24 protein-coding genes are annotated in these 24,666 nt (G+C 70.0%); 10 read left to right on the plus strand and 14 right to left on the minus strand.

Features of this window, described 5'->3' with window-relative positions:
• Window positions 1-62 precede the first annotated feature (62 nt).
• The gene (locus tag AB0G11_RS42180; protein ID WP_357592481.1) at window positions 63-692 is read left to right on the plus strand and encodes an RICIN domain-containing protein; all 630 of its coding nucleotides are present in this window, start codon (window positions 63-65) and stop codon (window positions 690-692) included.
• A gap of 136 nt (window positions 693-828) precedes the next feature.
• On the opposite strand, the gene AB0G11_RS42185 is transcribed toward AB0G11_RS42180, so the two are convergent.
• From AB0G11_RS42185 to AB0G11_RS42215, 7 genes are all read right to left on the minus strand, one after another.
• A complete protein-coding gene (locus AB0G11_RS42185; RefSeq protein WP_357592483.1) occupies window positions 829-1,239 on the minus strand; it encodes a hypothetical protein in 411 nt (136 codons plus the stop codon).
• Window positions 1,240-1,375: 136 nt separating this feature from the next.
• Complete coding sequence (locus AB0G11_RS42190; protein ID WP_357592485.1) at window positions 1,376-1,549, minus strand: hypothetical protein; 174 nt, start codon at window positions 1,547-1,549, stop codon at window positions 1,376-1,378.
• Window positions 1,550-1,579: 30 nt separating this feature from the next.
• Window positions 1,580-1,756, minus strand: a complete 177-nt coding sequence (locus AB0G11_RS42195) for a hypothetical protein (RefSeq protein ID WP_357592487.1) — start codon at window positions 1,754-1,756, stop codon at window positions 1,580-1,582.
• 160 nt (window positions 1,757-1,916) lie between these two features.
• Entirely contained in the window at window positions 1,917-2,027 is a 111-nt protein-coding gene (locus AB0G11_RS42200; RefSeq protein ID WP_357592489.1) for an IPT/TIG domain-containing protein, read from the minus strand.
• A 1,181-nt stretch (window positions 2,028-3,208) separates the two neighbouring features.
• Window positions 3,209-6,229: a S8 family serine peptidase gene (locus tag AB0G11_RS42205; protein WP_357592490.1), complete on the minus strand. Its 3,021-nt coding sequence runs from the start codon at window positions 6,227-6,229 to the stop codon at window positions 3,209-3,211.
• A 780-nt stretch (window positions 6,230-7,009) separates the two neighbouring features.
• The gene (locus AB0G11_RS42210) at window positions 7,010-8,431 is read right to left on the minus strand and encodes an MFS transporter (RefSeq protein WP_357592492.1); all 1,422 of its coding nucleotides are present in this window, start codon (window positions 8,429-8,431) and stop codon (window positions 7,010-7,012) included.
• Window positions 8,432-8,710: 279 nt separating this feature from the next.
• A complete protein-coding gene (locus AB0G11_RS42215) occupies window positions 8,711-9,100 on the minus strand; it encodes a RidA family protein (RefSeq protein WP_219508571.1) in 390 nt (129 codons plus the stop codon).
• A gap of 69 nt (window positions 9,101-9,169) precedes the next feature.
• Here AB0G11_RS42215 and AB0G11_RS42220 point away from each other — a divergent pair, with 69 nt between their 5' ends.
• Window positions 9,170-9,772, plus strand: a complete 603-nt coding sequence (locus AB0G11_RS42220) for an ABATE domain-containing protein (protein WP_357592494.1) — start codon at window positions 9,170-9,172, stop codon at window positions 9,770-9,772.
• Between the two features lie 412 nt (window positions 9,773-10,184).
• On the opposite strand, the gene AB0G11_RS42225 is transcribed toward AB0G11_RS42220, so the two are convergent.
• Entirely contained in the window at window positions 10,185-12,851 is a 2,667-nt protein-coding gene (locus tag AB0G11_RS42225; RefSeq protein ID WP_357592496.1) for a LuxR C-terminal-related transcriptional regulator, read from the minus strand.
• A 263-nt stretch (window positions 12,852-13,114) separates the two neighbouring features.
• Here AB0G11_RS42225 and AB0G11_RS42230 point away from each other — a divergent pair, with 263 nt between their 5' ends.
• From AB0G11_RS42230 to AB0G11_RS42240, 3 genes are all read left to right on the plus strand, one after another.
• A complete protein-coding gene (locus AB0G11_RS42230; protein ID WP_219508568.1) occupies window positions 13,115-13,621 on the plus strand; it encodes a pyridoxamine 5'-phosphate oxidase family protein in 507 nt (168 codons plus the stop codon).
• Between the two features lie 155 nt (window positions 13,622-13,776).
• Window positions 13,777-13,920 carry a hypothetical protein gene (locus AB0G11_RS42235; RefSeq protein WP_357592498.1) on the plus strand — a complete coding sequence of 48 codons (144 nt, stop codon included), beginning with the start codon at window positions 13,777-13,779 and terminating at the stop codon, window positions 13,918-13,920.
• Window positions 13,914-14,723 carry an MBL fold metallo-hydrolase gene (locus AB0G11_RS42240; RefSeq protein WP_357592500.1) on the plus strand — a complete coding sequence of 270 codons (810 nt, stop codon included), beginning with the start codon at window positions 13,914-13,916 and terminating at the stop codon, window positions 14,721-14,723. Before AB0G11_RS42235 ends, AB0G11_RS42240 begins: the two co-directional genes overlap by 7 nt.
• Window positions 14,724-15,051: 328 nt before the next feature.
• Here AB0G11_RS42240 and AB0G11_RS42245 read toward each other — a convergent pair whose 3' ends face one another.
• On the minus strand, window positions 15,052-16,236 hold the full coding sequence (locus tag AB0G11_RS42245) for an MFS transporter (protein WP_219508566.1): 1,185 nt from the start codon (window positions 16,234-16,236) through the stop codon (window positions 15,052-15,054).
• A gap of 78 nt (window positions 16,237-16,314) precedes the next feature.
• On the opposite strand from AB0G11_RS42245, the gene AB0G11_RS42250 reads away from it, so the two are divergent.
• On the plus strand, window positions 16,315-16,704 hold the full coding sequence (locus tag AB0G11_RS42250; RefSeq protein ID WP_357592501.1) for a MerR family transcriptional regulator: 390 nt from the start codon (window positions 16,315-16,317) through the stop codon (window positions 16,702-16,704).
• Between the two features lie 81 nt (window positions 16,705-16,785).
• Here AB0G11_RS42250 and AB0G11_RS42255 read toward each other — a convergent pair whose 3' ends face one another.
• Window positions 16,786-18,018 (minus strand): kelch repeat-containing protein, encoded by a 1,233-nt coding sequence (locus AB0G11_RS42255; protein ID WP_357592503.1) that lies wholly within the window; start codon window positions 18,016-18,018, stop codon window positions 16,786-16,788.
• A 160-nt stretch (window positions 18,019-18,178) separates the two neighbouring features.
• Between AB0G11_RS42255 and AB0G11_RS42260 the strand changes: the two genes are divergently transcribed.
• Together AB0G11_RS42260 and AB0G11_RS42265 are read left to right on the plus strand one after the other, a co-directional pair.
• Entirely contained in the window at window positions 18,179-18,502 is a 324-nt protein-coding gene (locus tag AB0G11_RS42260; protein WP_357592505.1) for an ester cyclase, read from the plus strand.
• On the plus strand, window positions 18,502-19,419 hold the full coding sequence (locus AB0G11_RS42265) for an NADP-dependent oxidoreductase (protein ID WP_357592507.1): 918 nt from the start codon (window positions 18,502-18,504) through the stop codon (window positions 19,417-19,419). Before AB0G11_RS42260 ends, AB0G11_RS42265 begins: the two co-directional genes overlap by 1 nt.
• On the opposite strand, the gene AB0G11_RS42270 is transcribed toward AB0G11_RS42265, so the two are convergent.
• Genes AB0G11_RS42270 through AB0G11_RS42280 form a run of 3 tightly spaced genes read right to left on the minus strand, consistent with a single transcriptional unit; the run spans window position 19,406 to window position 21,703 of the window.
• Entirely contained in the window at window positions 19,406-20,257 is an 852-nt protein-coding gene (locus AB0G11_RS42270; protein WP_219508561.1) for a helix-turn-helix transcriptional regulator, read from the minus strand. The two genes, AB0G11_RS42265 and AB0G11_RS42270, sit on opposite strands and share 14 nt — an antisense overlap.
• Window positions 20,244-21,263, minus strand: a complete 1,020-nt coding sequence (locus AB0G11_RS42275; protein ID WP_357592509.1) for an NAD(P)H-binding protein — start codon at window positions 21,261-21,263, stop codon at window positions 20,244-20,246. The genes AB0G11_RS42270 and AB0G11_RS42275 overlap by 14 nt, the downstream gene beginning before the upstream one ends.
• Window positions 21,260-21,703 (minus strand): nuclear transport factor 2 family protein, encoded by a 444-nt coding sequence (locus AB0G11_RS42280; protein WP_357592511.1) that lies wholly within the window; start codon window positions 21,701-21,703, stop codon window positions 21,260-21,262. The genes AB0G11_RS42275 and AB0G11_RS42280 overlap by 4 nt, the downstream gene beginning before the upstream one ends.
• A 133-nt stretch (window positions 21,704-21,836) precedes the next feature.
• On the opposite strand from AB0G11_RS42280, the gene AB0G11_RS42285 reads away from it, so the two are divergent.
• Window positions 21,837-22,676: a helix-turn-helix transcriptional regulator gene (locus AB0G11_RS42285; protein ID WP_219508559.1), complete on the plus strand. Its 840-nt coding sequence runs from the start codon at window positions 21,837-21,839 to the stop codon at window positions 22,674-22,676.
• A 268-nt stretch (window positions 22,677-22,944) separates the two neighbouring features.
• Here the strand turns inward: AB0G11_RS42285 and AB0G11_RS42290 are convergent, their stop codons facing one another.
• Complete coding sequence (locus tag AB0G11_RS42290) at window positions 22,945-23,601, minus strand: TetR/AcrR family transcriptional regulator (protein WP_219508558.1); 657 nt, start codon at window positions 23,599-23,601, stop codon at window positions 22,945-22,947.
• 116 nt (window positions 23,602-23,717) lie between these two features.
• On the opposite strand from AB0G11_RS42290, the gene AB0G11_RS42295 reads away from it, so the two are divergent.
• The gene (locus tag AB0G11_RS42295) at window positions 23,718-24,452 is read left to right on the plus strand and encodes an SDR family oxidoreductase (protein WP_357592513.1); all 735 of its coding nucleotides are present in this window, start codon (window positions 23,718-23,720) and stop codon (window positions 24,450-24,452) included.
• Window positions 24,453-24,666 lie beyond the last annotated feature (214 nt).

A 24,666-nucleotide genomic window follows, 5' to 3' on the forward strand; every position in this document is an offset into this window, starting at 1 on the left:
AGCCACGCAGGTGATCTCGCCGCATTCTGAGGTCAGACAAACCCCCCAGAGAAAGGCGTGGCATGAGGTCCTTCTTATCCATCGTCATCGCGGTACTCATCGTCTGGTTCGGGGCGGCTCCCGTCTCGGCCGCGGAGCCTCCCACCGTCTCAGCGGTCGAGGCGTACGAGCAGGTCAAAAAGAACGTCGCGAACGGAGTCGGCGGGCGGCGACTGGCGAGCGGAGTCACCGTCTACGACTCTGATCCGTTCTTCTTCCACGTACGCGCCTACGGAGACTCCTACTGCCTGGACAACTTCGCCAGCGGCAACGGGGCGAACAACTCGCCGGTCGGCTTCTGGATCTGCAACCGCGGCATCACCGAGCAGTGGCGGTGGCGGTACTACAGCTCCACCGCCTACTACGGATGGGAGCTCGTCAACCAGGCCTCAGGACGCTGCCTCGACTACCCCGAATCCGCCGACGGCCAGCTCGGCTGGCAGTTCAACGTCTACGACTGCAAGGAGGGCGCCGCCGGCGGCCAGACCTTCAGGCTCTACAGCAACGGCTCCAGTCTCGCTCTGGCCTCTCCGGTGAGCCAGTGGTACGCCTGCCTGGACGGGTACTCCTCGCGCTGGCAAGGCAGCGGCAGCCCGGTCGGACTGTGGCGATGCGACCTGAACAACCCGAACGACTACCAGCGCTGGTACTGACACACCATCGTCCTGCGGCCCAGGGACTCAGGCCACGGCGGCAGAGCGCGCAACCTGTCAGTCGCTTCTACGAAAAGACGGGAAGCCGTCCGGACGGACGGCTTCCCGCTGCCATACGAACGATCTGGGGCCACGGTCACCGGGTCACATAGACGCGGGCGTGGGTCCAGGTCGGCCAGACGTAGTCGAAGTTGGTGGTGCCGGCGTTGTACGCCTGGTAGCGGTAGCCCGGCTCATAGGGCACGTACAGCTTGTCGGTCTGGCAGTACGTGGGTCCCCGGCCGGCCTTGACACAGCCTTTGATTTTTTTGTAGATCTTGTTGCGGGCCCAGACAATGATCTCCGGCCGCATGATCGCCTGGGGCTTGTTGCACGTCATCATGCCGATCCCGAACATGCGCTCGCCCTCGCGGTCGAACACGACATAGTTGCTGCAGCCCTTGTACTCCCCTCCCCACGCCGAATCGGCATGGGCGGGAGCGACGGAGATGGCCACCATGGCCATCGCTGCGGCGCCGGCGCCGACTGCCTTGATTGCGTTTCTCATGGACCACGCCTTTCCATGAAGAGTTCGAGTTTCTGCGTGCGCATGTCAATGGTGCGGCGCGATCGTGGTCAGAGCTTGTACGAACGTGTCGAATCCCCGACCTGCGAGGCGTCATCGCAGGGACCGGGCACGGACCTTAGTCGTCGCCTTCGGCCAGCGTGGCGGCGAGCGGTTGGAGCAGGCCGGCGAGCTGCGTCCGCTCATCCCCACTGAGCGCGGCGAGGTCGGGCGCTTCGGCCTCCCACTGAGTGGGCGCGGCCGGGACCCCGTACTCGAGCACGTGCTCGCGGGTGAGCGCGATCTGTTCCACGGCCAACCAGCAACCGCTGGTTCGGGCGCGTCAGTCGGTCAAGATCGCCTCGCCGCTGGCGTCGTCATCGCCGACGTAGGCCAGCACCGCCGGGCGCGGATCGCCGTAGTCGAAGGTCCAACCGGTGATCTGGGTCCGCAGCGTGTCCTTTTCGGCGGCCAGGAGCAGCGCCACCGGCTGGTTGTCCGCCCGGTCGCGCCGGTACACGTCGGGGACCTGGGCGAGGATTTCGCCGGGATCAGTGCAGGCCGACGGGGGGTCTCGCGCACCGCGTCGATCAAATCGGGGAAGTCGCCGCGCAGGCGCGCCTCGGCCAGATGGGCGGAAAGCTTGCGGTAGGCCGCCGCGGTGTTCGGGATGATGCCGGTCACGGCGGCGCGGTCAGGGTGAAGTTTCGGCCCTTGATCGTGGTCGCCGTGCCGCCGGCGGCCGGGCCGGTCGCTGGGCTGACGGTGCTGATCTCCGCAGCCGGGAACATCGCGTCGAACTCCGACTGCCGGATCAGCGTCCCCGCGGTCTTCCACAGCTTGCGCGCCTGCGGGGGAAAGATGGTGCCCTCCGGCCGGAAGCCCTCGATCAGGGTCCTCGGTGACCTCGACGATCGGGTCGGTGACCGGGACGGCGGCGGTGGTCTTGGTCAGTTGGGTGCCGTTGGCGGCGTACAGCGTCATGAGGTTCCCCCAGGTAGAAGCGGCCAGCAGGGGACCGTCTGACGGTGCCGGCGCAACGATGGCGTGATCAGCCGCTAACGTCCCGCCGGCCACCGGACCCGCGTCTGAGGGGCAGCGCACCTGCCGGCAGAGGGCGGCAGGTGAACATACCGCCGACATACCCAAGTTTGGTTGGCTTCTCGGCATCCATCCGTCCTCACCACTGAGGGGCCACCTATGAGGAAATTCGCCGCCGCCGCGATGGCCGTCGCCGCAGGCACAGCTGTTCTGATCACCCCTGTCGCGGCGCACGCGGAGCCCCGCATCTGCAAAGCCGGGATCAATCGCTACATGCCCGGCGCCCCCGACAAGGGAAGCGCCTCGTGCACATCTGGAGACGGGCTCTACCGCGTCTTCATGACGTGCTCGGCCAAGGCCACCGGCGGCGACACCAGAAACTTCTCTGGTCCGTATCGGGTGCCTGGCACCCGGTCGTCAGCGGCGACGTGCGGGTCGACACGTCCTTGGGCCATCAGTGTGAGGGTGGACTGGGACTAAGGGCGAGCCGGACGCAGGCCGGACCAGCCCTCGGGCCCAGCGGTGAAGATCCTTAGTAGACGACGCCGGGCCGGTGGGCGTGGCCGACGACTCCTCGCCGGCGTTCATCTCCAGCAGCGCGAGCGCGCGCGGGCTGCCCGCGATCGGGCGGTAGCCTGCGGGTCGTGGACGAGCCGGTAGGCGACCGGCCGACGCAACACCGTGCCGCGCTGCAAGAGCGGCAACCCATCCGCGTGCCTGCTGTACCGGAATGACGGGACATCCCCTCACCCTGGCCGACAAACGCTACCGAAGATCCCGGCGTGAGACCGCACGGACCCGCTGGCCGCAAGCGCTCTTCCCGGCGATCCACGTAAGCGGGTCGCGGATGAAGGACAGGTAGCGGTTGCCGGAGCGGCGGGGACACGAGGTCTCCGCCGCTCCGATGTTCAGCCGGCAGGTCCGTCGGTGCTCATGGGGTGATGGTCACGGGGATCTCGATGACGGGTTTCCGGCCGCTGGTGGACCTGATGGTGATCTTGCCCGTGCGTTCGGTTTCGCCGCCGGTGGCGGTGACGGTGAGGGTGGCCGCCTGGTTCTTCACCAGTCCGCCCTCGGCGGGGGTAACGGTCAGCCAGGCCGAATCGCTGGTGGCTTCGAAGGAAGTGGGGACGCCATGGTTGGTGAGGGTGACCGTTGCCGTGGTGGTGCCGCCGGGTGGGGCGATCAGATCGAGTTTGCCTGGTGCGGCGGTGATCTTTCCGGTGACGAGTTCGATGTCCATGGCGGTGATCGCGCCGTGGGTGACGGTCACGTTCCTGTAGGTGGTGCCGTAGTTCGGCGCGTAGACCTTGGCGTTGTGGCTACCGGCGCGGATCTGGCCGGTGAAGGTGCCATCTGCGCCGGTGATGAAGGTCGCGACGTCAGGGAACTCCACGGTCGCGTTCGCGATGGGCTGATGGTCGTTGGCGTCGGTGACAGTGCCGCGCACCACGCCGTAGTCGGCGGCGGTGAAGGTCAGGCTCTGACCGTTCTTGATCGACAGGGTGTTGTGGGAGTACTGCAACGCATCGGTGCCATCGGCGTTCTCGATGCCGATGGTCGCGCTCGCGCCTCGTTCGAGCGGACTGTCGTCGATGTCCTTGTAGCGGTAGCTGATCGTTCCGTTCTCGCCCAGCAGCACCGAGAAGGAGACGCGGGCGGTCAGTGACCTGTTGTTCCTGACGTTGCGCCATTCGATGACGAACGACCGGTGCGGGGCGGTGCCGACGGTGGCGGTGTAGACCCCTCCGGCCGGCTCCACGACAAGATCCTCCCAGTAGGGAAAGACGGCGAGAACGTTGAACGGAGAGGGCAGGGGGGTGTTGTCGGCGTCGACGGCGGTTTTCCCGAAGGAGGCGAAGCCGCCGGGCGTCACCCAGATGTCGGAATACGCCTTGCCGTAGAAGGGCACCGGGAACGGCGCTGTCACGCGCACGGTCTCGACGGTGCCCTCCAGGGCGAGACGGTCGGTGCCCGCCACGTACGGTTCGGAGCCGATCGCGCAGGTATAGCCGAAGTCGTCGTGTCTGTTCGTCAGGGTGGCGTTCCTGGTCGTGTTCCCGGTCACGGTGATCTGCTGGGTGACCGGGGCGACACAGCGGGAGGCCGAGGTGATCTCCAACCGGTAGGTGTCGTGCGGGAGTGTGAGCTCATACCGGCCGGAGGAATCGGTCACGGCCTTCACCGGCCTGGTGGAGAACGCCACGACCGTGGCTCCTTGCTCGGGGACGCCCGCGGTGGTGATCGTCCCGGTGACCACGGCGTCCGGTCTGCGGGTGAGGGTGGCATCGGCGGTGGGGCTCTGGCCGTCCACGACGGTGGCGGTGGTGGTGACCGGGCTGTATCCGAACTTGGACACGGTCACCTGGTAGCTGCCCGGGGGGACGCGGAGCAGGGAGTAGGTGCCGTCCTGGCCGGTGCCGCCCGTGCGGCCGACCGGCCCGGTGACGGTCACGTCGGCTCCGGACAGGGGCCGGCCGTTCGCGGTGATGGTGCCGTTCAGGGTGCCGAGTGGATCATCGGGTGCGGCCTGGACGGCGGCGTAGGCGTCGAGACGGCCCTCGCCGTAGACGTTGTTGTCGGCGGCCGTACCGCCGCACGTCGTGTCCGGCGTGTCGATGGCGGTGCCGTCCAGCAGCGCCCGGGTGGCGGACACGTTTCGCCGCAGCGAAGGCGCGGCCGACCAGATCAGCGCCACAGCCCCCGCCACCTGCGGAGAGGCCATCGAAGTGCCGCTCCAGACGGCGTATCGGCCCTTGGTGATCGACGAGCGGATGTCGACGCCGGGAGCGGAGATGTTCGGCTTGATCTCACCGTTCTCGCCGGCGCCTCTGGAGGAGGACCCGGGGGCCGTGCCATCCGCGCCGAACGCACCCACGCTGTAGCTCTGAACGTATTCTCCAGGGCTTTGACTGGTTCCACAGTTCGGGCCGGCGTTGCCGTTGGCGAACATCGGGAAGATGCCGGCAGTGACCCAGGTGTTGATGAGACTTTCGAACGCCGGGTCGTTCGTTCCGATTGTCCAGGAAGAATTGACGATGTCCGGGGATAGATCGGTGCGGGGGTTCTGGCCGTTCAGATCGGTCGGCGCGACCATCCACTCGCCGGCCGCCCAGAGCGCGCCCTCGTCGCAGTGACTCCCGTCGCAGGCCCTGGCGGCGATCCACTTGACCCCGGGAGCGACCCCGATGCCGTTCTTGCCGGCGATGGTTCCGGTCACGTGGGTACCGTGGCTGACCTCGTCGCTGTCACATGGAGCCGGGGAGAAGCACCCCTCCAGGAACGTGGCCCAGTTGTAGTTGTGGTCCACATAGCCATCGGGCCGCAGTCCACGGTAGCTTTCGGCGATCTCCGGATGCTCGAAGTCCGCTCCGCTGTCGATGATTCCGACGACGATGCCTTCGCCCCGGTTGTTGTCTTCGTTCCAGACACGGGGGGCGTTGATTCGGTCGATGTTCCACTCGACGGCGTTGGCCTTGGCCTTCGCTTCGGCCTTGCCGGGGATCGGCTTCGGCAGCTCGGCGCGGCCGACCGGGTTGAGGGAGGCGACCTCGGGGAGCGCCGCGATCTCGGCGGCGAGCTTGGTGTCGGCGGTAACTTGCACCCTGTTCACGATCCAGAACGGGGTGTTCTCCGCTTTCCGGTCTGCCAGTAGCTTGCGCAGTCTCGCCTGTGTTCTCTTCGCGTACGCGGTCTTGGCGTCGTAGACGGCCTTGCCCTTGGCGGCCTTGGTGGTGGCGGCGCGGGCGGCTCGCAGGTCGGCCTCGCCGTTGAGGCGGACCATGAAGGTGGCTTCGCCGTCCTTCAGGTCGGCCAGGACTGCTTTGTCGATCTTTGCTGGTTCGGGGGCGGCACTAGCGGGGCTCCGGGGGAGTAACAAGCTGAACCCGGCGGCCAGGGCGACGAGCGTCCGGGTGAGGATCGATCGCCGGAGTGGCGGGGGGAGGGACACGAGGTCTCCTTCGGGTCGAATCACTTGCGATTTCAGAGGCCAGGTGCCGAGACGGTGGTGAGCGCCGTACGGGCCGAGGGACTGGTCAAGACATTCGGCACCTGTCGAGCCGTTGACGGGATCGGGGTGGTGCGGCGGTCACCCTGCCGGGGAGCATGCCGCGCGGGCCGTGGCGCGGTCGATCCCACCGGCTGCCGGTGTGCGGTACAGCCTGCGCTACCTCGTGGCCGCCCGGTTCCGGATGGCGAAGACCGGGAACCGCAAGTGGGCGGACGGGCCCATCGCCAGCGGCGGGCCAATGTTCAAGGTCGCGTAATTCGCCCGCCGGTTGCTCGGTGGTTGCTCTTCGGTCACCGGTCGGGGGCGATGCGCTCTCACAGATGATGGCCGAGCACCCGGCCATGCCGTTCCGGCTTCGCCGCAGGCCTTCTTCAAGGCCCGCTCACTCCACAACCTCGCTCTGGCCTGACGCACTGACGTCGCGACGTACTGTGCGCGGCGTGACTTCGAGCCGGTCGGCGAGCTTGGGCCGGTCCAGATCTGGCGCTGCTGCAGCAGCCCGAGCAGGGTGCGCACCCGCTCCGTCGTACGCCGCTCGTCAGCGCTTGCCACGTCCATGTCACCCGCTCGGCCAGGGATGGCGGACCGGGTCTGTCCGCGGAGGATCACGGAGTTCTCCAGCGGAGTTCTCCAGCGGAGAGCTCCCAGGAACCGACCGCCTTACCAGATGGCAAGATCGCGGCGATGCCGCCTTCACTTCGTCGATGACGATTGCGCGCGTCAGGCACGTCTTTTCGGGGTCTTCGGGGTCTTCGGAAGTACGAGCACCGCCACCGCCCCGGCGGCCACGACGCCGGCGCAGGCTCCGAACGCGAGGGAGTATCCGGAGGTCTGCGCGCTGGCGTGGGAAGCGGCCAGGGTGGTCAGCGCGGCCAGGCCGAGCGAGCCGCCGATCTGGCGGGAGGAGTTGAGGACGCCGGAGACCAGTCCCGCCTCGCCGGGGCCGACCCCCGCTGTGGCGGCCATGGCGATCGGCGCGGAAGTGAGGCCCATTCCGCCGGTGATGAGCACGCCCGGCAGCACGATGCCGGTGAGCAGGCCACTGTCCGGCGTGATCGTCGCCTGCCAGGCGAAACCCGCCGCCGAGATCAGCGCGCCTGTGGCCAGCAGCGGACGCAGGCCGACCTGGCCGGCCAGCCACGGCGTGGCCTTGGAGGCGACGATGATGGCGAGGGTGTGCGGCAGGAACGCCAGGCCCGCCTGAAGCGCGCTGTAGTGCAGGACCTGCTGCATGTAGAGAGACAGGAAGTACCAGACCGCGAAGCCCGCAGCGCCCAGCAGGAACTGTACGAGGAGCGCGCCGGACACTGAGCGGGCCCTGAAGACCCGTAACGGCATCAGCGGCGCCCGCGCGAACCTGGCCTGCACCAGGACGAACACGGCCAGAGCCAGCGCGCCCACCCCCATGGGGATCAGTGCGCGCGCCGAACCCCAGCCGTACGCGGGGGTCTGCAACAGGCCGAACTCCAGCGCCGACAGCCCCACCGTCACCGTGATCGCCCCGGTCAGGTCGAGCCCGCGGGTGCCGAGGTCGCGGCTTTCGGCAAGCAGGCGGAGCGCGGCGATGATCGCGACCGTTCCGATCGGTGCGTTGATCAGCAGGATCCAGCGCCACGACAGGTAGTCCGTGAGCAGTCCGCCGACGAGCGACCCGGCCGCCCCGCCGGCCGCCCCGACCGCGCCCCAGGTGGCGATGGCCTTGGCCCGCGCCGGCCCGGCGGGGATCGCGGTGGTGAGGATCGTCAGCGTGGCCGGGGCGACCACCGCCGCGCCGAGCCCCTGGATCGCCCGCGCGGCGATCAGCAGCCACGGCGTGGTGGCGAGCCCGCCCGCCAGGCTGGCAATCGCGAATACAGCCAGGCCCGCGACGAAGGTACGCCTGCGTCCGTAGAGATCGGCCGCCCGGCCGCCCAGCAGCAGGAACCCGGCGAAGGTGAGGATGTAGCCGTTGACCACCCATTGCAATCCTTCGGCACCCAGGCGGAGGTCGGATTCCATGGCGGGCAGCGCGACGTTCACGATCGACACGTCGAGAACCATCATGAACTGCGCCAGGCAGACCAGGCCGACGATCGACCAGGCGGGGGCGGGCGATTTAGTGGAGCCTCGCCCGGCAGGGGATGCATCAGCTACGTTCGTCATGCTCGGAACCTGTCCTGAACCCGTCAGTATCGGGATAGTCGCTGGCTCGCCGGCTTGAGTGCGGATCAAGGCCCAGCGGGCAGTGGTTTCGTGAGTGTTGCGTCGGTGGCCGGGCCCGCGGCCCGTACCAAGCGGATGGGGGCGGGGCAGGCCGCCCCCACGGCATCTGCCACCTCTGGGCTCGCAGCGGGCACGTTGACGGGTGACCTCCATCTGGTCGTCGCTGTTGGATCGCCCCAGCGTCAGAACCGGGCCATTCGACGACCGGCCCCGAGGGCGTTACACGACGGCGACGGCGTCGATCTCGACGAGGAACCCGGGACCCAGGCCGGCAACGACGTGGACGGTGATGGCCGGCGGCGGGTCGGCCCGGTTCCACACCTCCTGGAAGGCGGCCACGCCCTCGTCGAACGTGTTGCCTTCCACCACGGCGATGCGCCAGTGCACGATGTTCGCCAGGCTTGCCCCCTCGCTCTCCAAAATGGTCGTGAGGTTGCGGAACGCCTGCCTGGACTGCTCCCCGACCGTGGGCCCGACGACTTTCCCGTCGGCGCCGACGCCGTTCTGCCCGCCGATGTAGATCGTCTTCGCCGGCTGCTCGACCACGACCGCCTGGCTGAAAGCCGGGCTGCTGTGCATCCCGGCGGGGTTGATGTGTCGTACGCCCATGTGTGGACCTCCTTCATTGAGGACACCAGTTATACCGGTGTCGCTGTCGACACCAGTTATAGTGGTGTCATGCGAGCGAGTGCAACCGGGCGAACGTTGCACGACCCCAAGGGAGGGTCGTTCTGGTTCGATGCCGGCGCCGTCTGCCTGGACTTCGCCCACACCGGCGGCGAGGGTCCGTACGCGGTGTTCGAATCCCTCCACGAGCCTGCCGACCTGGCCGAATGGCTGGCCCACCCGTCGATCGCCGCGGTCATGACGGCCCCCCTGACGGTCCACGAACTGACCGCGGCCAAGGCCCTGCGCCAGGCCATCTGGGACGCGGCGCACGCCCGGGCGGCGCATCGGCCCCTCCCCGCCGAAGCGATCGAGACCATCAACCGGGCCGCAGCCGCGGCACCACTGGTCCCCGAGCTGGCCGCCGACGGCACGACCGCAGGCTGGGCGCCGCCGGTACGGGCCGCGCAGGCGCTGTCGACACTGGCCCGGGAGATGATCGAGCTGTTGTCCGGGCCACTCTCCGGGCGCATCCGCGAGTGCGCGAGCGACAACTGCCCGCTGGTGTTCGTCGACACGTCCCGCCCCGGCGCCCGGCGATGGTGCGCGATGGAGCGCTGCGGTAACCGCCACAAACTCCGGGCTCGCCGCGCCCGGCAGGCCTCGGACCCGTGACGCACTCGCAAGCGCGGACAACGTCCTATCATCTGCGGGGGAGGACGCCGTGCCCGCCGTGACGCCTTCCTTGACACCCTGCCCACCCCGACCGTGCGTGCCTGTACGCCGGCGTCGGCAGGATCACGCTGTGGGGCGGCGCACCGGAAGGTCGGCCGCAGCGTACGGACCGCCGCCCTGCTCCGGTACCTGGCCGATCCGGCGCTGCGGCGCGTGTACCCGCGGCGACCAACAAGGCCGGGTCCTGCAATGGCTTCTCCAAGTGGCTCAGGTTCGGCGGGGTGCTGGCCGACAACGACCCCGAAGAGCAGGAAAGGTCGACTTCACCGGCCGGACCATGCCCACGAACGACCGCTCAGGTCTCATCTCCGCCCTCGGACGGCATAGGGAGCTCTGCCGTGCGATGCATTCTCTAGCGGCAGCCGAGCACGGCCAGCTCGGCGTGCCCCTCATCGGCCCGATCGGGCAGCAGCGCCAGCGTGGCTGCCCGCTCGAAGCGCGCACCCAGCCGGTACCACCGCTCCGCAGCGTCCGCCAAGGCGGCGTGGTCGCCGAGCCGGCCGCGTACCCGGGCCAGGCACGCGGCCGCCCAGTCGCTCTCGCCCGCGTACGGCTCGGCGGCAATGATCCGGTCGCCGGCGTCGGGAAGGCCGGCCATGACGGCAAGCTCGGCCCCGACGACGCGCGCGTAGCCAACCCACCGCTGATCGGAGAACGGCGCGAAGGCCCGTTCGACCTGGTTGGCCGCATCGTCATACTGTCCGCAGTGGAGGGCGACCCGGGCGTCGGCGAACGCCCGGCAGGCCGCTACGACGGGCGAGCCGGCCGCCACCGTCAGCGCCCGTTCACGCCATTGCTGCTGGCCCGCCGGGTTGCCGCGCAAGCCCTGGACCATCCCGGCGAGGGCGAGCGCCGAGTTCATCCACGGCATCGACGGGCTACCGTCGCGCCACCACGCCACCCACAACGTCTCGGCTCGGCTGATCGCCTCGTCGAAGTCGCCGGTGAGGGCCAGCACGCGCACGAGCCGCGGGGCCTGCAGGTACGGATGCCCGCCGATCGGATCGTCGGCGTGGGCCTGCCGGGCCAGCGCCAGCGCGGACGGTAGGTCGCCTGCGCCCAGCGCGGCCCTCGGCGCGACGTGGAACGCGTCAACGATCTCGGCGGCAGCGGCCGGGTCGTGGCGCGGCAGGGTGACCGCGATGCGCAGTCGTTCGCCGGCCAGCCGGTGGGCTTCCCGGGTCGCCCCCGCGCGGTCGAGGGCATTGCACAGGGCGTCCATCGCCGCGAGTAGCACCAGCCGATCGCCGGCCGCACGGGCGAGTTCCACGGCCTCGCGGGCCCGGCTCAGGTCGGGCATCCAGCCGTGACCCTCGTGCCAGGCCGTCGCTATGGCGACCAGCGCGGCCAGCCGCTGATCGCTCGGGTTCGCGTCGGCTGTCTGCCTCGCCTCGGCCAGCAAGCGTGCCTGGTCATCGGTCGCAGACTCGATCGGCCCGAAGTTGTAGCGCACGCCGACCACCACGGCCTCGGCACGCAGGTCGGCGGTGCCCGCGGCCTCGACGGCCTGCCGCATGAGTTCGGTGGCGGTGCGGTTGTCGGCGACGGCCAGCGCGGCGTAGGCCCCGGCTCGCAGATCCCGGCCCTGTTCGATTCCGGCAGCGCACCGGGCTGCGGCCTGATAGAGCGTTCGCGCTTCGACGAACCGGCCCGCGGCGAAGGTCAGGTGGGCGAGCGTGCGCAGGAAGCCGTGGGCCGCGGGGTCCGATCCGACCGCGATGGCCGCCGCCCGGAGGTCATCGGCGACGACGTCGAACGCCGACCGCCAATCGGCGTCGAGCCGGGTCTCCACCTCGGCGGCGGTCGCGAACGCCCAGAGCAGGTACCGCTCGCGAATCGCGTCCTGCTCTCCCACGGCGCTCGCCTGCGAGAGGCCGAACGCGCGGATCGTGTCGAGCAGCCGCCATCCGGGGCCGGTGCGCACGACCAGGTTCTGATCGACCAGCCGGCCCAGCAGATCGGCCACCTCCGCCGGAGTCGCCTGCGGACTCAGCGCCGCCGCGGCGGCCAGGTCGAACACCCCGACGAAGGCCGACAGCCGGCGGAACAAGGTTCGCTCGTCGGCGTCGAGCAGGTCGTAGCTCCACCCGATCAGCTCGCGCAGCGAGTGATGGCGGACGTGTGCCCCTCTGCCGCCGGCCAGCAGCCGCAGCTGATCGCCGAGGCCGGTCAGCAGCCCGTCGGCGCCGAGCGCGGCCACCCGGGCGGCGGCCAGCTCGACCGCGAGCGGCAGACCGTCCAGCCGGGCGCAGACATCGGCCACGACTGCCGGTGGCGCGGCGAACCCGGGATCCGCGGCGCTGGCCCGATCCCGGAACAACTGCTCGACCTCGGTGCCGGCGAGTGGGCGCACGTGTACGAGCCGCTCGCCGGTGACACCGAGTCGCTGTCGGCTGGTGGCCAGCACGGTGGCCTGCGGGCAAGCGGTCAGCACCTGTTCGGTCAGCATGCTGACCTCGTCGATCACGTGCTCGCAGTTGTCCAGCACCAGCAGCGGCCGGCCCGAGCGCAGCCGCTCGAACACCGCCCGCTCGACGGACTGCGTCGGGCCCACGGTCACGTCCAACGCGTCGGCGACGGCCTGCACCACCGAGCCGGCCACGGCCGCGGTCCGGACCGGCACGAGGTCGACGAAGGCACCGCCGGCGGGAAACCGTGACCGCGCCCGCTCTGCGACGGCGGCTGCCAGCCGGGTCTTGCCCACCCCGCCCGGGCCGACCACGGTCACCAGCCGGGACTCCTCCAGCGCCGATCCGACGGCGGCCACCTCCGCCACGCGGCCCACGAAGGTCGTCCGGCTGACCGGCAGGCCGACGAACCGCCCGGTCCTGGCCTGCTCGGCCAACGCGGCCAGGGCTTGTCGATCGGACGCGTCAAGCTTGCGCAGCAGCGCGGCGACGTGGCTCTCGACCGTCCTGACCGAGATGTGCAGCCGACTGGCGATCTGCGCGTTCGACAGGTGCCGGCCCACGGCGGCCAGCACATCGGCCTCCCGGGTCGAGATCTTCGTCAAGTCCACGCTTATCAGGATGGCGTACGTCGGTGACCCATCCGTACCGGCTCAGTGCTCAGCACGGATGTCCGGATGCGTGCCGCCCACCAGCCTGGATGCACACCGTCGAACAAGGAGGTCACGATGCCCACCCGACCACGTCAGGGACGAGCTCTCGATCCACCGGCCGCCGTCGCTGCCCAACAGCGGCACCCACCCGCGTACAGGCGCGATACCACCGAACCCGCCGCGGAGACCCTGATCCACCGGACCCAGCGGAGGGCGGCGTCATGACCGACATCGATCTGGACGCCCACGCCCGTGACCTGATGGACGCCAACCTGTACGTGATTCTCGGCACCGCCGACGCCGAGGGCATCCCGTGGACGTCGCCGGTCTACTTCGCGACCGCCGACTACGCCGAGATCTTCTGGGTGTCCAGCCCCGACACGCGGCATTCCCGTAACCTCGCCGCGCGTCCCCGGCTGAGCATGGTGATCTTCGACTCGACGGTGCCGGCCTACCACGGCCGGGCGGTGTACCTGTCCGGCACCGCCGCCGAGCTGACCGGCCGCGACCTGGACCGCGGTATCGAGATCTACCCCGGAGACCCCGGCCGGGGCGGCTCCGCCCTGTCACTCGAGGACGTCACCGCCCCGGCCGGGTGGCGCCTGTATCGCGCGACGATCAGCGAGGCGTTCGTGCTGTGCCCCCGCCGGCCGCGCCAGCCGTGCCCCACGCACGGCCTCGCCATCGACCATCGCGCGCCGGTGATCCCCTGGCGGCATCCTGCCTAGAACTCGACGGCGACAGGCGTCCCGGTGCGCTGCTCGATCGCATGTACGGCACTGACAACAGAGCGCGGCCTGTCGTTGAGGAAGCCGCCGCCACGTGCACCCGAGCGGAGCTGACCCAGATAGAGGGGCGCTCGAGCGCTCACCCGAGTGACCGCTTGACCCTGCAGGACTACACAGCGACGAAAGGAAACATCATGGGTTGCGCGCCGGTGGCGGCCGACCGCCATATCGCTTACGACGAAGGCGTCACGATGCATCGTCATGCCATCCAGTATGCAAAGGAGGCGAGCTCGTGCTGAGGCAGATCGCGGAGGGTGTGCTGGTCCACGAGAGCGAGTTCGTGCAGACCAACACCGTTGTGGTGCAGGGCCGGGCCGGTGTGCTGCTCGTCGACCCCGGGATCACGGGCGACGAAATGGTCGCCATCGCGGACGACCTGGGCAAGGCGGGCCAGCCCGTTGTCGCAGGCTTCTCGACGCATCCTGATTGGGATCACGTGCTCTGGCACGCCCAGCTCGGCGACGCGCCCCGCTACGGTACAGCCCGCTGCGCGGCTCATATGCGAGAAGTGCTGTCGGACGCGGAGGCGAAGGCCCGCATCGCCGCTCACCTGCTCGAGACGGAGATCGCCGGGCAGGTTCCCCTGGAGCTGCTCGGCCTCATCACCGGCCTGCCCGCCGGAACCGCGCGGATCCCCTGGGATGGCCCCCAGGTCCGGATCATCGAGCATCAGGCGCATGCACCGGGCCACGCGGCGCTGTTCATCGAGGAACGCGGAGTTCTCGTCGCCGGCGACATGCTGTCCGATGTCCTGGTGCCGATGCTCGACGTCGGAGACCCCGCCACCGCGATCGAGGAGTACCTCACCGCGCTGCAACTGCTGGAGGACGTGGCGGGTGACGTCGACGTCATCGTCCCAGGCCACGGTTCCGTCGGCGGATCCGACCAGATGCGGGCACGGATCGAGCGGGATCGGGCGTACGTACTCGCGTTGCGGCACGGCCAAGTCCCCGCCGACCCGCGGGTCGGCCCATCGGCCAAGCCCGGCTGGGAGTGGGTGAGCGACATCCACGAAGCCCAACTCCGGCGCCTCAACCACTGAAGCGAGCGCGACCGGGACACCTCGCCGACGAAGTCTCCACGCGCGGCGTGCAGGCGGCAGCAGTACGACGAACCGCCCGGAGTATTGGATGGCAGAAGGTCGGACGTGACGGGCCAGCGCAGTGGTCAGGGGGCCCCGACCGTGGACGCGCTGCCGCAAGTGAAGGTGGACAAAGGTCCGGAAGAGAAAGTGTTGTGACGGGTCTCGGCCGCCGGGGAAGCTGGGGGAGCGGCGGGGGGCTACGCCTCGACCGTACGGCGCGCTCAGCAGCCTGGCCCGGCGATCGCCCCAGCTTGCGGCGACCACCGCGGCCGCGGCCGGTGGCGAGTCAGATGGTGGCCGGGACGTCGTTTTCGGCCGCCTGCGTTGTCGCGCGAGTTCGGGGCAGGACGAGGTAAGTCAGGGCCAGGCCCGCCAGACTCAGCACCGCACCGACCAGACCGGTCCAGCGCAAGGCGCCTGCCGAGACGATGACGCCGCCCAGGGCCGAACCGGCGGCCGCGCCGAGGTTGAAGGCGCCCACGTTGGCGGCGACGGCCAGCGTGGGGGCATCGCCGGCGTGGCGCAGGATCAGCCCCTGCAGCGGCGCGATGGTGGCGGTGGAGAGCAGGCCGAGCACCAAGACCGCCGCCACCGCGGAAGGTTGCCAGACGGCGGCGAACGGAATGAGCACGAGCACACCGGCCAGCCCGCCGAAGACGCCGCGCACGGTGGCGCTCATGGACTTGTCGGTGAGCCGGCCGGCAAGGAGGTTGCCGACAAAGCTGCCTGCTCCGTAGGCGAGCAGCAGCCCGGAGACCGCTGTGGAAGAGAATCCAGACACGCGCGTCATCAGCGGGGCGATATAGGTGAACACCGTAGCGACGCCGGAGAATCCGACCGCGGTGGTGGCGATGGCCAGCAGGACCGGCCGGCGGGTCACCACGCGGACCTCGTCTCGCAGCCGCGTAGCCGGGGCCGGCTGCTTGGGCAGGACGGCTGCGAGCAGCACGACGCCCGCCAGCGACAGGGCGGTCAGGACGGCGAACGGGGTGCGCCATCCGGCGCTCTCACCCAGCAGCGCGCCCAAAGGCACACCGAGCAGGGTCGCCACGGTGAAGCCGGAGGCGACCGTGGCGATCGCCGTCCCCGTCTTGTCCGGCGGCACCACGCTGGTCGCCATCACCAGGGCCAGGGCGAGGAAGGCGGCGTGGCTGAAGGAAGAGACCAGGCGTCCTGCCAGCAGCAGTTCGTAGGAGGGGGCCAGAGCGCTGATTGCGCTGCCCGCCGCGAACAGCAGCATCAGACCGAGCGCCAGTCCTTTACGGGGCATCTTGGCAGTCAGCGCGGCCACAAGGGGCCCACCGACCACGACACCCAGCGCGTAGACGGTGACGGCTTGACCTGCCATGCCCACGGATATGCCCAGGTCCGCTCCGACCTGAGGCAGCAGCCCGGCGATCAGGTATTCCGACGTTCCGACGACGAAGACGCTCACGCACAGGGCAGCGAGTGTCGCGAATGTCTTTCTCATGGCGAGGACGCTAGAGTCTCACATGGATGTGAGAGTCAAGTCGTGCGACGATTTCCCGCGGCACACGAAGGAGGCGCCATGCGCATCGGTGACCTGTCACGACGGACCGGCGTTCACGAGCGCCTGCTGCGCTACTACGAAGAACAGGGCCTGCTCCACCCCGCGCGGCGCCCCAGCGGCTACCGGGAATACAGCGACGAAGACATCGACACCGTCCGTCGCATCCGTAGCCTCCTGGCCGCCGGTTTGAACACCTCCGCCATCGCCACGATCCTCCCTTGCCTACGCGACGACGGCGACCGGCTGATCCCCACGTGCTCCGACCTTCTCGCCGATCTTCACCGGGAGCGGGAAAGGATCACACAGTCGATCACAGACCTGCAGACGTCCCTGGGCGCACTCGACAGGGTCATCGCGGCAGCCCCGCCCGATGTCACACGGCGTGCACTCGCCACGCTCGATCATTGAACGACGTGCCGGACTAGGATGCCACCACCGTCACGGTGTTACGCGGCATCGCGGCTGGCCCGTCCTTGCGCGATGCCTTGTTCAACCGGTCGAGGGTTGCGGTGTGGCGGCGTTGCAGGTCGGCGATGAACACCGCCGGATCACGAGGTTTCTCAGCGCCAAGGCGTCCATCACCACCAGCGAGCTCGTCGCGCGACCCTTCGGTCTGGGGGAGTGACACGGCGGCTTCCGAGCTTGGCCGAGCGCGCAGGTGGTCAGCGCGCCCGGCCTCGTACGGTGCCTAGCGAGCAGGCCGGTAGGCGTCATTGACGGCCACCGGGGCGCCACCGCCCGCCGTACCGCCTCCCGGGATGTAGATCGTGCCGCCCACCGCGACGGCGGCGGTGCCGTGGCGGGGCACCGGCATCGGGGCGAGCCGTTGCCAGCGGTCGTGGACAGCGTCGTAGGCCTCGACATCGGGGAAGACGTGTTCGGGTTGCCGCCGTGGTGCCTGCCTTCGCCGCCGAAGGTGTAGATTCTCGTGCCCACGACGGCGGTCGCGATCCCGCCACGGGCGGTGGGCATGGGCGCACGCTCCGACCAGCGGCGCGTTCGCAGGTCGAAGGCGTAAACGGTGTCCCGGACGTTCACCTGGCCGCGGTCGCGGCCGCCCACCACGTAGAACGTCGAGCCGATGACGGCCCCGCCGACGTGGTCGCGCGCCTCGGGCAGGTCGGGCAGCTTCTCCCAGCGGCCGCTCACCACGTCGTACGACGTCACGGTCGCCACGGTGTCCTGGAGGCCGCCGGGCCCCGGCGTCAGCGTGAGCATGCCGCCCGCGAGGTAGATCTTCGTTCCGCGTACGCCTATCGCGGCGCTGCCGCGCGCCATGGTCGCAGGGACCGACGGGAGCCGGGTCCAGTGGCCGGTGCGGGGGTCGTAGACGAAGGCGTCGCGCAGCGCCTGCCACGACGTGCCGCCGGACAGCCCGCCCAGAACGTAGATCTTGCCGCCGACCGTCACCGCGTTGGGGTGGTTCATCGCCACCGGCAGCGGTGCCGCGGCCGACCAGGTGTCGCGCCGCGTGTCATAGACCTCCATGCGGGCCGTGGTGGGGAAGGCCGGTTCGTCGAGCACACCGCCGATCACGTAGAGCTTCTCGCCGACGACGGCGACGCTGTGCTCCTGGCGAGGGCCGCCGGCGATCGGGGCGAGCGTCCGCCACCCCTGACCGTGGACCGGCTCGGTCTGTACGGCCGGCCGCTCTGCCGGCACCGGGTGCGTCTGGGCGCTGGTGAGAACGACAGCGGCCAGCACACTTGTCCAAAACTTCATGACATCTCCTTCGGTTGCCCCCCAAACGCTGGCCGAGCGGACAGCCGGGCACCAGGCGCCGGTTAACCCGGTGACGTCATCACCAGTGTGAGCGCCGCCTTCTCGCCGGGAGCGGAACCGACGACCGTGGGATCTCGAAAGTCGAAGGAGGAATCGCCTGATGTCCGAGAATCTGGTTGTTCTTGTGACCGGGGCCGGCAGCGGGATCGGCCGCGCTGCAGCCGTGGAACTCGCCCGTGCGGGCCGTTCCTGCACATCCGACACCAGCGCGGTGTCCCGGCTGCGGGCGAACCGGGCCGTGCTCCCGGTCGTGCGAGTTCCTCAGGAGCATGAGCTGTTCGGCGTCGCACCGACGGGCCGCCAGATCCAGGTCCGCATTCACGAATTCCACGAAATCTCCGGCGGACGCATCGTCCGCACCTGGCACCTGGAGGACTGGCTCAGCCGGCTCGACCAGGTCGACGCAGTGAAAGGCACGAACTGATGAAGGCATTGCACTACACCGCCTACGGCGAGCGCCCGGTCGTCGCCGAGCTCCCCGACCCGGTCCTCTCCGCCGGCCAAGTGCTGGTCAAGGTCGCCGGCGCGGCGCTCAACCCGCTGGACGTCAAGATCGGCGCCGGCCATGTGCGGGACTTCTTCCCGATCCCCTTCCCCTCGGTCGTGGGCACCGACCTCGCCGGAACCATCGAACACGTCGGGCCCGAAGTCACCGGCTGGAGCGTCGGTGACGCGGTGATCGCCCGTACCGACCCCGGCTCGGGCGGGGCCGTCGCCTCGCATGCCGCCGTCGCGGCGACGAGGCTGGTGGCCGCCCCGGCCTCGGTCCCGCTCGGCCTCGCCGCGAGTCTGGTGACAGCCGCCGGCACGGCTTGGCAGGTGGTGTTCGAAGTCGCGGAGCTGAAGCCCGGCCAGACGGTGCTGGTCCATGGCGGTGCCGGGGGTGTCGGCGGGTTCGTCATCCAGTTCGCGCGCCAGGCGGGCGCGCACGTCGTCACCACCGTGTCCCCGCCCGGTGCCGAGATCGCCAGGAAGCTCGGCGCGCACGAGGTGATCGACTACACCGCGACCGACTTCCGCACCGTGGTCTCCCACGCCGACGTGGTCATCGACCCTATCGCGGGCGACACCGAGGCGGCCTCCCTCGACGTGCTCCGGCCGGGCGGCCTGCTCGTCGGCCTCAACGTCCCGCCGGACGCCGAACGAGCCGCCGGCCGGAACGTTCGCGCCGAGTTCGTCTTCCACGGCTCCGACACGGAGCGGCTCGCGAAGGTCGTCGCCTCCGCCGACGCGGGGCTGCAGATCATGATTGACCGCACGGTTCCCCTGGCACGGGCCTCCGAGGCGTTCGACCACCTCGCCCAGGGCCATGCCAAGGGCAAGGTCATCATCCAGCCGTAGAAGCGCTGAGGTCGTGGCTGCCCAGAACGTCGAGCAGCGCGAGCTTCTCGGCCGAGTCGCCGCCGACCGGCGCGGTGAACCAGAGCAGCCGCTGCGTTCCGTCCTCGCTGAGCAGGCTGAGGCAGTCGAGCTCGAGTTCGCCCAGCTCCGGGTGCAGGAGGCGCTTGCGATCGGCCCGCCGTACCGCGACCTCCTGGTGTGCCCACAGCTCGGCGAACTCGTGGCTGGCCGACAGCAACGCGCCGATGAGGCCGGCCACCTGCTCGTCCCGGCCGCGCCGTGCCGCCACGGCGCGTAGATCCGCCACGAAGACGCGCGACTGATGACCATGCTCGTCCGGGTGGTAGCGCGAGCGTGCCTGCGGATCGGTGAACCAGCGGTAGACGAAGCTCGCCTCGCGCCCCTTGGCCTTGCTGATCGGCCCGAGGAGCGCGGTGGCGAGGCGGTTCTGGACGAGGACGGCGTGCAGATCGGTGATCACTGCCGCCGGGGTCGTGGGCAGCCGCTGCAGGAGGTCGAGCATGCCGGGGTGCACGTGCGCGGCGAGACTGTGCTTCGGCGGAATCGGGCGGCCTGCCAGGAAGTACAGGTGAGCTCGCTCGTCCTCGCTCAACCGGAGCGCGCGGGCGAGCGCCGCCACCATCTGCTCCGACGGCTGCGCGCCGCGCCCCTGCTCAAGCTGGTTGTAGTAGTCGATTGAGGCACCGGCCAGGGCGGCCACCTCATCCCGGCGCAGCCCAGGCACGCGGCGGCGCGCCTGCACCGGCAGGCCCACCTCGCCGGGCCGGATGCGATCCCGCCGCGACCTCAAGAACTCGCCGAACTCACGCAGATCCATACCCGCCATTGTGAACTGGGCACCGTACAGGAAGGCAGGCGACGTCATCGCCACCAGCCCATCCCAGGTCCTGATCCCCGGCCTTCCGCGACACCGGCTGCCGGAGTGCTGAACGTCGATCCCACCCGGCCTCGCCGTTCGCCCACTCGGACGCGTGGTTCTGGACGAACTCGTCGAACGAGCGGGGCGGGCGGCCGGTCAGGTCCAGCACCGCGGTGCTGACCATATCGTCCCGGCCGGCGCTGAGGCCGGCGTCCACGGCGGCAAGGGCGGCGGCGAATTCGGCCGGCATGCCGGCGGCCCGGTAACCGGCCGCCAGCTCGTCGGTTTCGACGGCCAGCACCTTGATCGGCCTGCCGGTGCGGGCGGTGATGATCGCCGCCGCGTCCTGGTAGCTCAACGCTTTCGGCCCGGTGAGCAGGTAGTCACGCCGGTCGCCCTGCCCTTCATCGGGCCTCCCGCTGGGCTCGTCATCGGGGTTGGTCAGCAGGGCGGAGGCGGCGGCCGCGATGTCGCGCGCGTCGATCCAGCCCAGCCGGCCGTCACCGGCGGCGGTGTGAATCTCGCCGTGCTGCCGGAGCCGCTCGCCCAGCGGATGCGGGCGCAGGAAGTTCTGCATGAACCCGGACGCGCGCAGCACGACCCACCCGGGCCGAGTCCGTACGCGTGCGGCCAGCTCAAGCGCGCCGGGGGCGTTCGGCAGCACGACGGCGGAGCCGAGAAGCACCACGCGGCGCACGCCGAGCCGCTCCGCCTCGTCCAGGAACGGCTCGACCAGCGGCATCGGATTCACGGCGTTCACCGGAGGCACCAGATAGACGCGGTCCATCGCGTGCAGCGCGGCCCGATGCGTGCCCGGGTCGTTCCAGTCGAACCGGACGGCGTCAGGATCCCCGGCGGACGGGTTGCGAGCGGCGACCCGGACCGGCACGCCGTTGCCCCGCAGCAGCTCCGCCAGGACGCGGCCGGTCTTCCCGGTGCCGCCGGTGACCAGCACGCCGCTCATCGGGAGGCCCCCGAGCGCAGCGAGCCGAGCAGTTCGGGCAGCGTCCCGGTCGCTGAGGCGGCGGCCAGCGGGCTCCAGTAGTCCCTGTAGTGCGTGATCAGGCCATCATGGACTGTGATCACGGAGATGTAGTCCATGCGGTAGGGCTCGCCGGTGCGCACCGTGTACCCGTGCGCGGTGAACTCCACCACGATGGTGTCCGGCCGTTGCGTGTGATGCACGGTGACTACAGGTATCTCCCGTACGTCCATCCGTTCCGGGTATCCGGTCAGATAGTCACGGACGGCATCCCGCCCCGCCAGCCGCCGCGGCGCGTCCCCCGCAGCGAACGGGAACTCGGCGGTGCCCTGCTCCGCCCACAGATCGGCGATGGCATCCATGTCCTTGGCCAGCAGCAGATCCAGTAGTCGGCGGATCGTCTCCTCAGGAGTGCGTGGCATGTTCGTCCTCCGGTGTCCCGTGGAATGTGGTCATGCCAGCCTGGCCGCGGATCCGGGCGCCACGGAAGGGACGGGTAAGCCCCGGACCCCTGGTCCGTGGCTAAGGCGGCCGCCACTGTGGCAGCCTGGACGGGTGAGCAGAGCTGAACTGGCCGACTTTCTCCGTCGCCGGCGGGAGGCGCTGCGCCCGGACCAGCTGCCGGCCACGGCCGTCCACCCGCCAGGCCGCCGCGCCCGCCGTACTCCCGGCCTGCGCCGCGAAGAGGTGGCCACGCTGGCCGGGGTCTCCACCAGCTACTACGAACGGCTTGAGCAGGCCCGCGCTCCGCATCCGTCCCCGCAGGTCATTGCCGCGCTGGGCACGGCACTGCGGCTCACCGACGCCGAGCGCGAGCACCTGGCGCGGCTGGCCGGGCAGGCCCCGCCCGCCCCGGAGACCGGCCGGGCGCCGGTGCCCGCCTTCGCCCGCGAGCTGCTGGACCGGCTCGGGCCGGTGCCCGCCTACCTCACCGACGAACGCCAGGACATTGTGGCCTGGAACGAAGCGGCAGCCGACCTGATCACCGACTTCGGGTCGCTGCCCGCTGAGGAACGCAACGCCGTGCGGCTGTCCATCCGGCTGAACGGCACCCTCTGCTCGGCCGCCGACGGCTCGCAGGGCGAATACGCCCGGCAGACCGCCGCCCAGCTGCGCGCGGCCAGCGCCCGTCACCCGGCCGAACGCGTACTCGGCGAGCTGGTCAACGAGTTCGCCGCGCACAGCCCCGACTTCGCCGCCAGCTGGCGCAACCACGAGGTACGCCCCATACCGACGCTGCGCAAGCACCTGCACCACCCCGAGCTGGGCTTGCTGGAGCTGGACTGCCAGACTCTGCTGCTGCCCGGCACCGATCTGCGGATGGTGATCTACACCGCGCGTCCGGGCAGCCCCAGCGCCGCCGCCCTCGCCCGGCTCGCCGCACGCGGCACGTAGATCGAAGCCACCGTGTGAGCTGAGCCCGGTGTCCCATTCGGGCGGTAGGCGTACCTACGGCCGGCGGTCGACCGTGATCAGTTTGAGTCGCCCACCGTATAGGTTCAGCGGTGAATCGATGGGGCAGCGCCGGTGGACCACCGCCGTGTAGGAGTTTCACGGGCCGCATGACGACGCTGTCGGTCTTGTCCGTCTCACGCAGGCGTTCGCGCGCACTACCCGAGCACGGCCAGAAAGAAGACCAGCGGAACTGCGATCACAAGCGTCGTCATGGCTGCCACGATGGCCCGGTGGCGATCGCGCGGCAGAGCCGGTCCGCGTCCCACGCGGGTTCTCCCAGGTCGAGCCGGTCCGGCGCCCGGAACCCGTCCAGCGCCAGGTGAACGTGGCGCCGCCACAGGGACGGGGCGGCGTGCCGGGTGGCCTCGGCTACCGTGCTGCTCGCCCACAACAGCAGGAAGAGGTCCGCGCCGGTGACGTCCGGGCGGACGACGCCGGCCGCCTGCGCCCGCGCCAGCACCCGTTGCGCGAGCGCGCAGATCTCGCTGTGCGCCGTCTCGGTGCGGTCGTCGCCGGGAAAGCGCCGCGCCAGGAAGTCGGCGAACGCCCGGTCCCCGGCCTGGGCCGTACACAGGACTTCGAGCAGGCCGCGGAAGGCCTGCCACGGATCCTCCAGGCCGAGCGCGGCCTCCACCTCCTCGATCACGTGGCGCAGTTTCGGCTCGAGCACCGCGCACAGCAGGTCCAGGCGCGTAGGGAAGTGCCGGTAGAGGGTGCCGACCACCAGGCCCGCCTCGCGTGCGATGCCGTCGAGGGCGGCCTGTGCGCCCTGCCCGGCGAACGCGCTTCGGGCGCACTCGAGCAGCCGCTCACGGTTGCGGCGGGCATCCCGGCGAGCGGGCAGTGGGTTCCCTGCGGCAGACATGAAGTCACCGTAGCAAAGTGCGATACGTCTCAACTTTGAGGGTGCTCTCACTTTCGCTACAGTGAGCAGCACCCAAAATGAGAGCATGCTCATTTTTCAAGACAGGGGAGAGCGACATGGCGAAGCTCGGCGGGAAGGTCGCGGTGATCACCGGCGCAACCTCTGGGCTGGCACTGGCGACGGCGAAGCTGTTCGTCCAGGAAGGCGCCCACGTGTTCATCACCGGCCGCCGCCAGGACCGGCTGGACACGGCGGTGGCCGCCATCGGCCACGGCGTGACCGGCGTGCTCGGCGACGTCGGCCAGATCTCCGACGTGACCCGCCTGGCCGAGGTCGTGGCGGTCGAAGCGGGCCGGGTGGACGTGCTCATCGCCAGCGCCGGCGTCTGGACGTGGAACGAGCACATCGGCGACGTGACCGAGCAGTCGTTCGACGCCGTGTTCGGGGTGAACGTGCGGGGGACGTTCTTCACCGTGCAGAAACTGCTGCCATTGCTGTCCGACGGCGCCTCGATCGTGCTCATCGGGTCGGGCGCCGCGGACAAGGGCGATCCGGGAACGACCGTCTACGCGGCGAGCAAGGCGGCGCTGCGGTCGTTCGCCCGGACCTGGACCACCGACTTGAAGCAGCGCGGAATCCGGGTCAACGTCCTCAGCCCCGCCGCGATCGACACCGCCGCGTTCGCGGACCTCCCGCCGGGGTTCAAGGAGCAGATCGCCTCACGGGTGCCTGTCGGCCGCCTCGGTGACGAGCATGAGATCGCCACCGCGGCGCTCTTCCTGGCCTCCGCGGACTCGAGCTTCGTCACCGGCATCGACCTGCCCGTCGACGGCGGGATCGGCCAGGTCTGACCACTGGCAAGGCGCCGAAGGCGACGTCGATGCGAGCATCCGAACGAAAAGTCCCGTTAGCAGAGCGGCGTTGTGCGGCTTGCCGTGGCTTTCCGTTCTTTGTGTCTCGCCGGAAGGTTTCCGCAGTTCATGACCCATGCAGTCGGGTGGCCTCGACGGCTGCGACGCGGGCGGCGTACACCCGGTGCGCCTTGCGCTCAGCCGGGCTGGCGCT

The organism is Nonomuraea sp. NPDC023979, from assembly GCF_040639085.1.
In the GTDB taxonomy this organism is placed as follows: Bacteria; Actinomycetota; Actinomycetes; order Streptosporangiales; family Streptosporangiaceae; genus Nonomuraea; species Nonomuraea ceibae.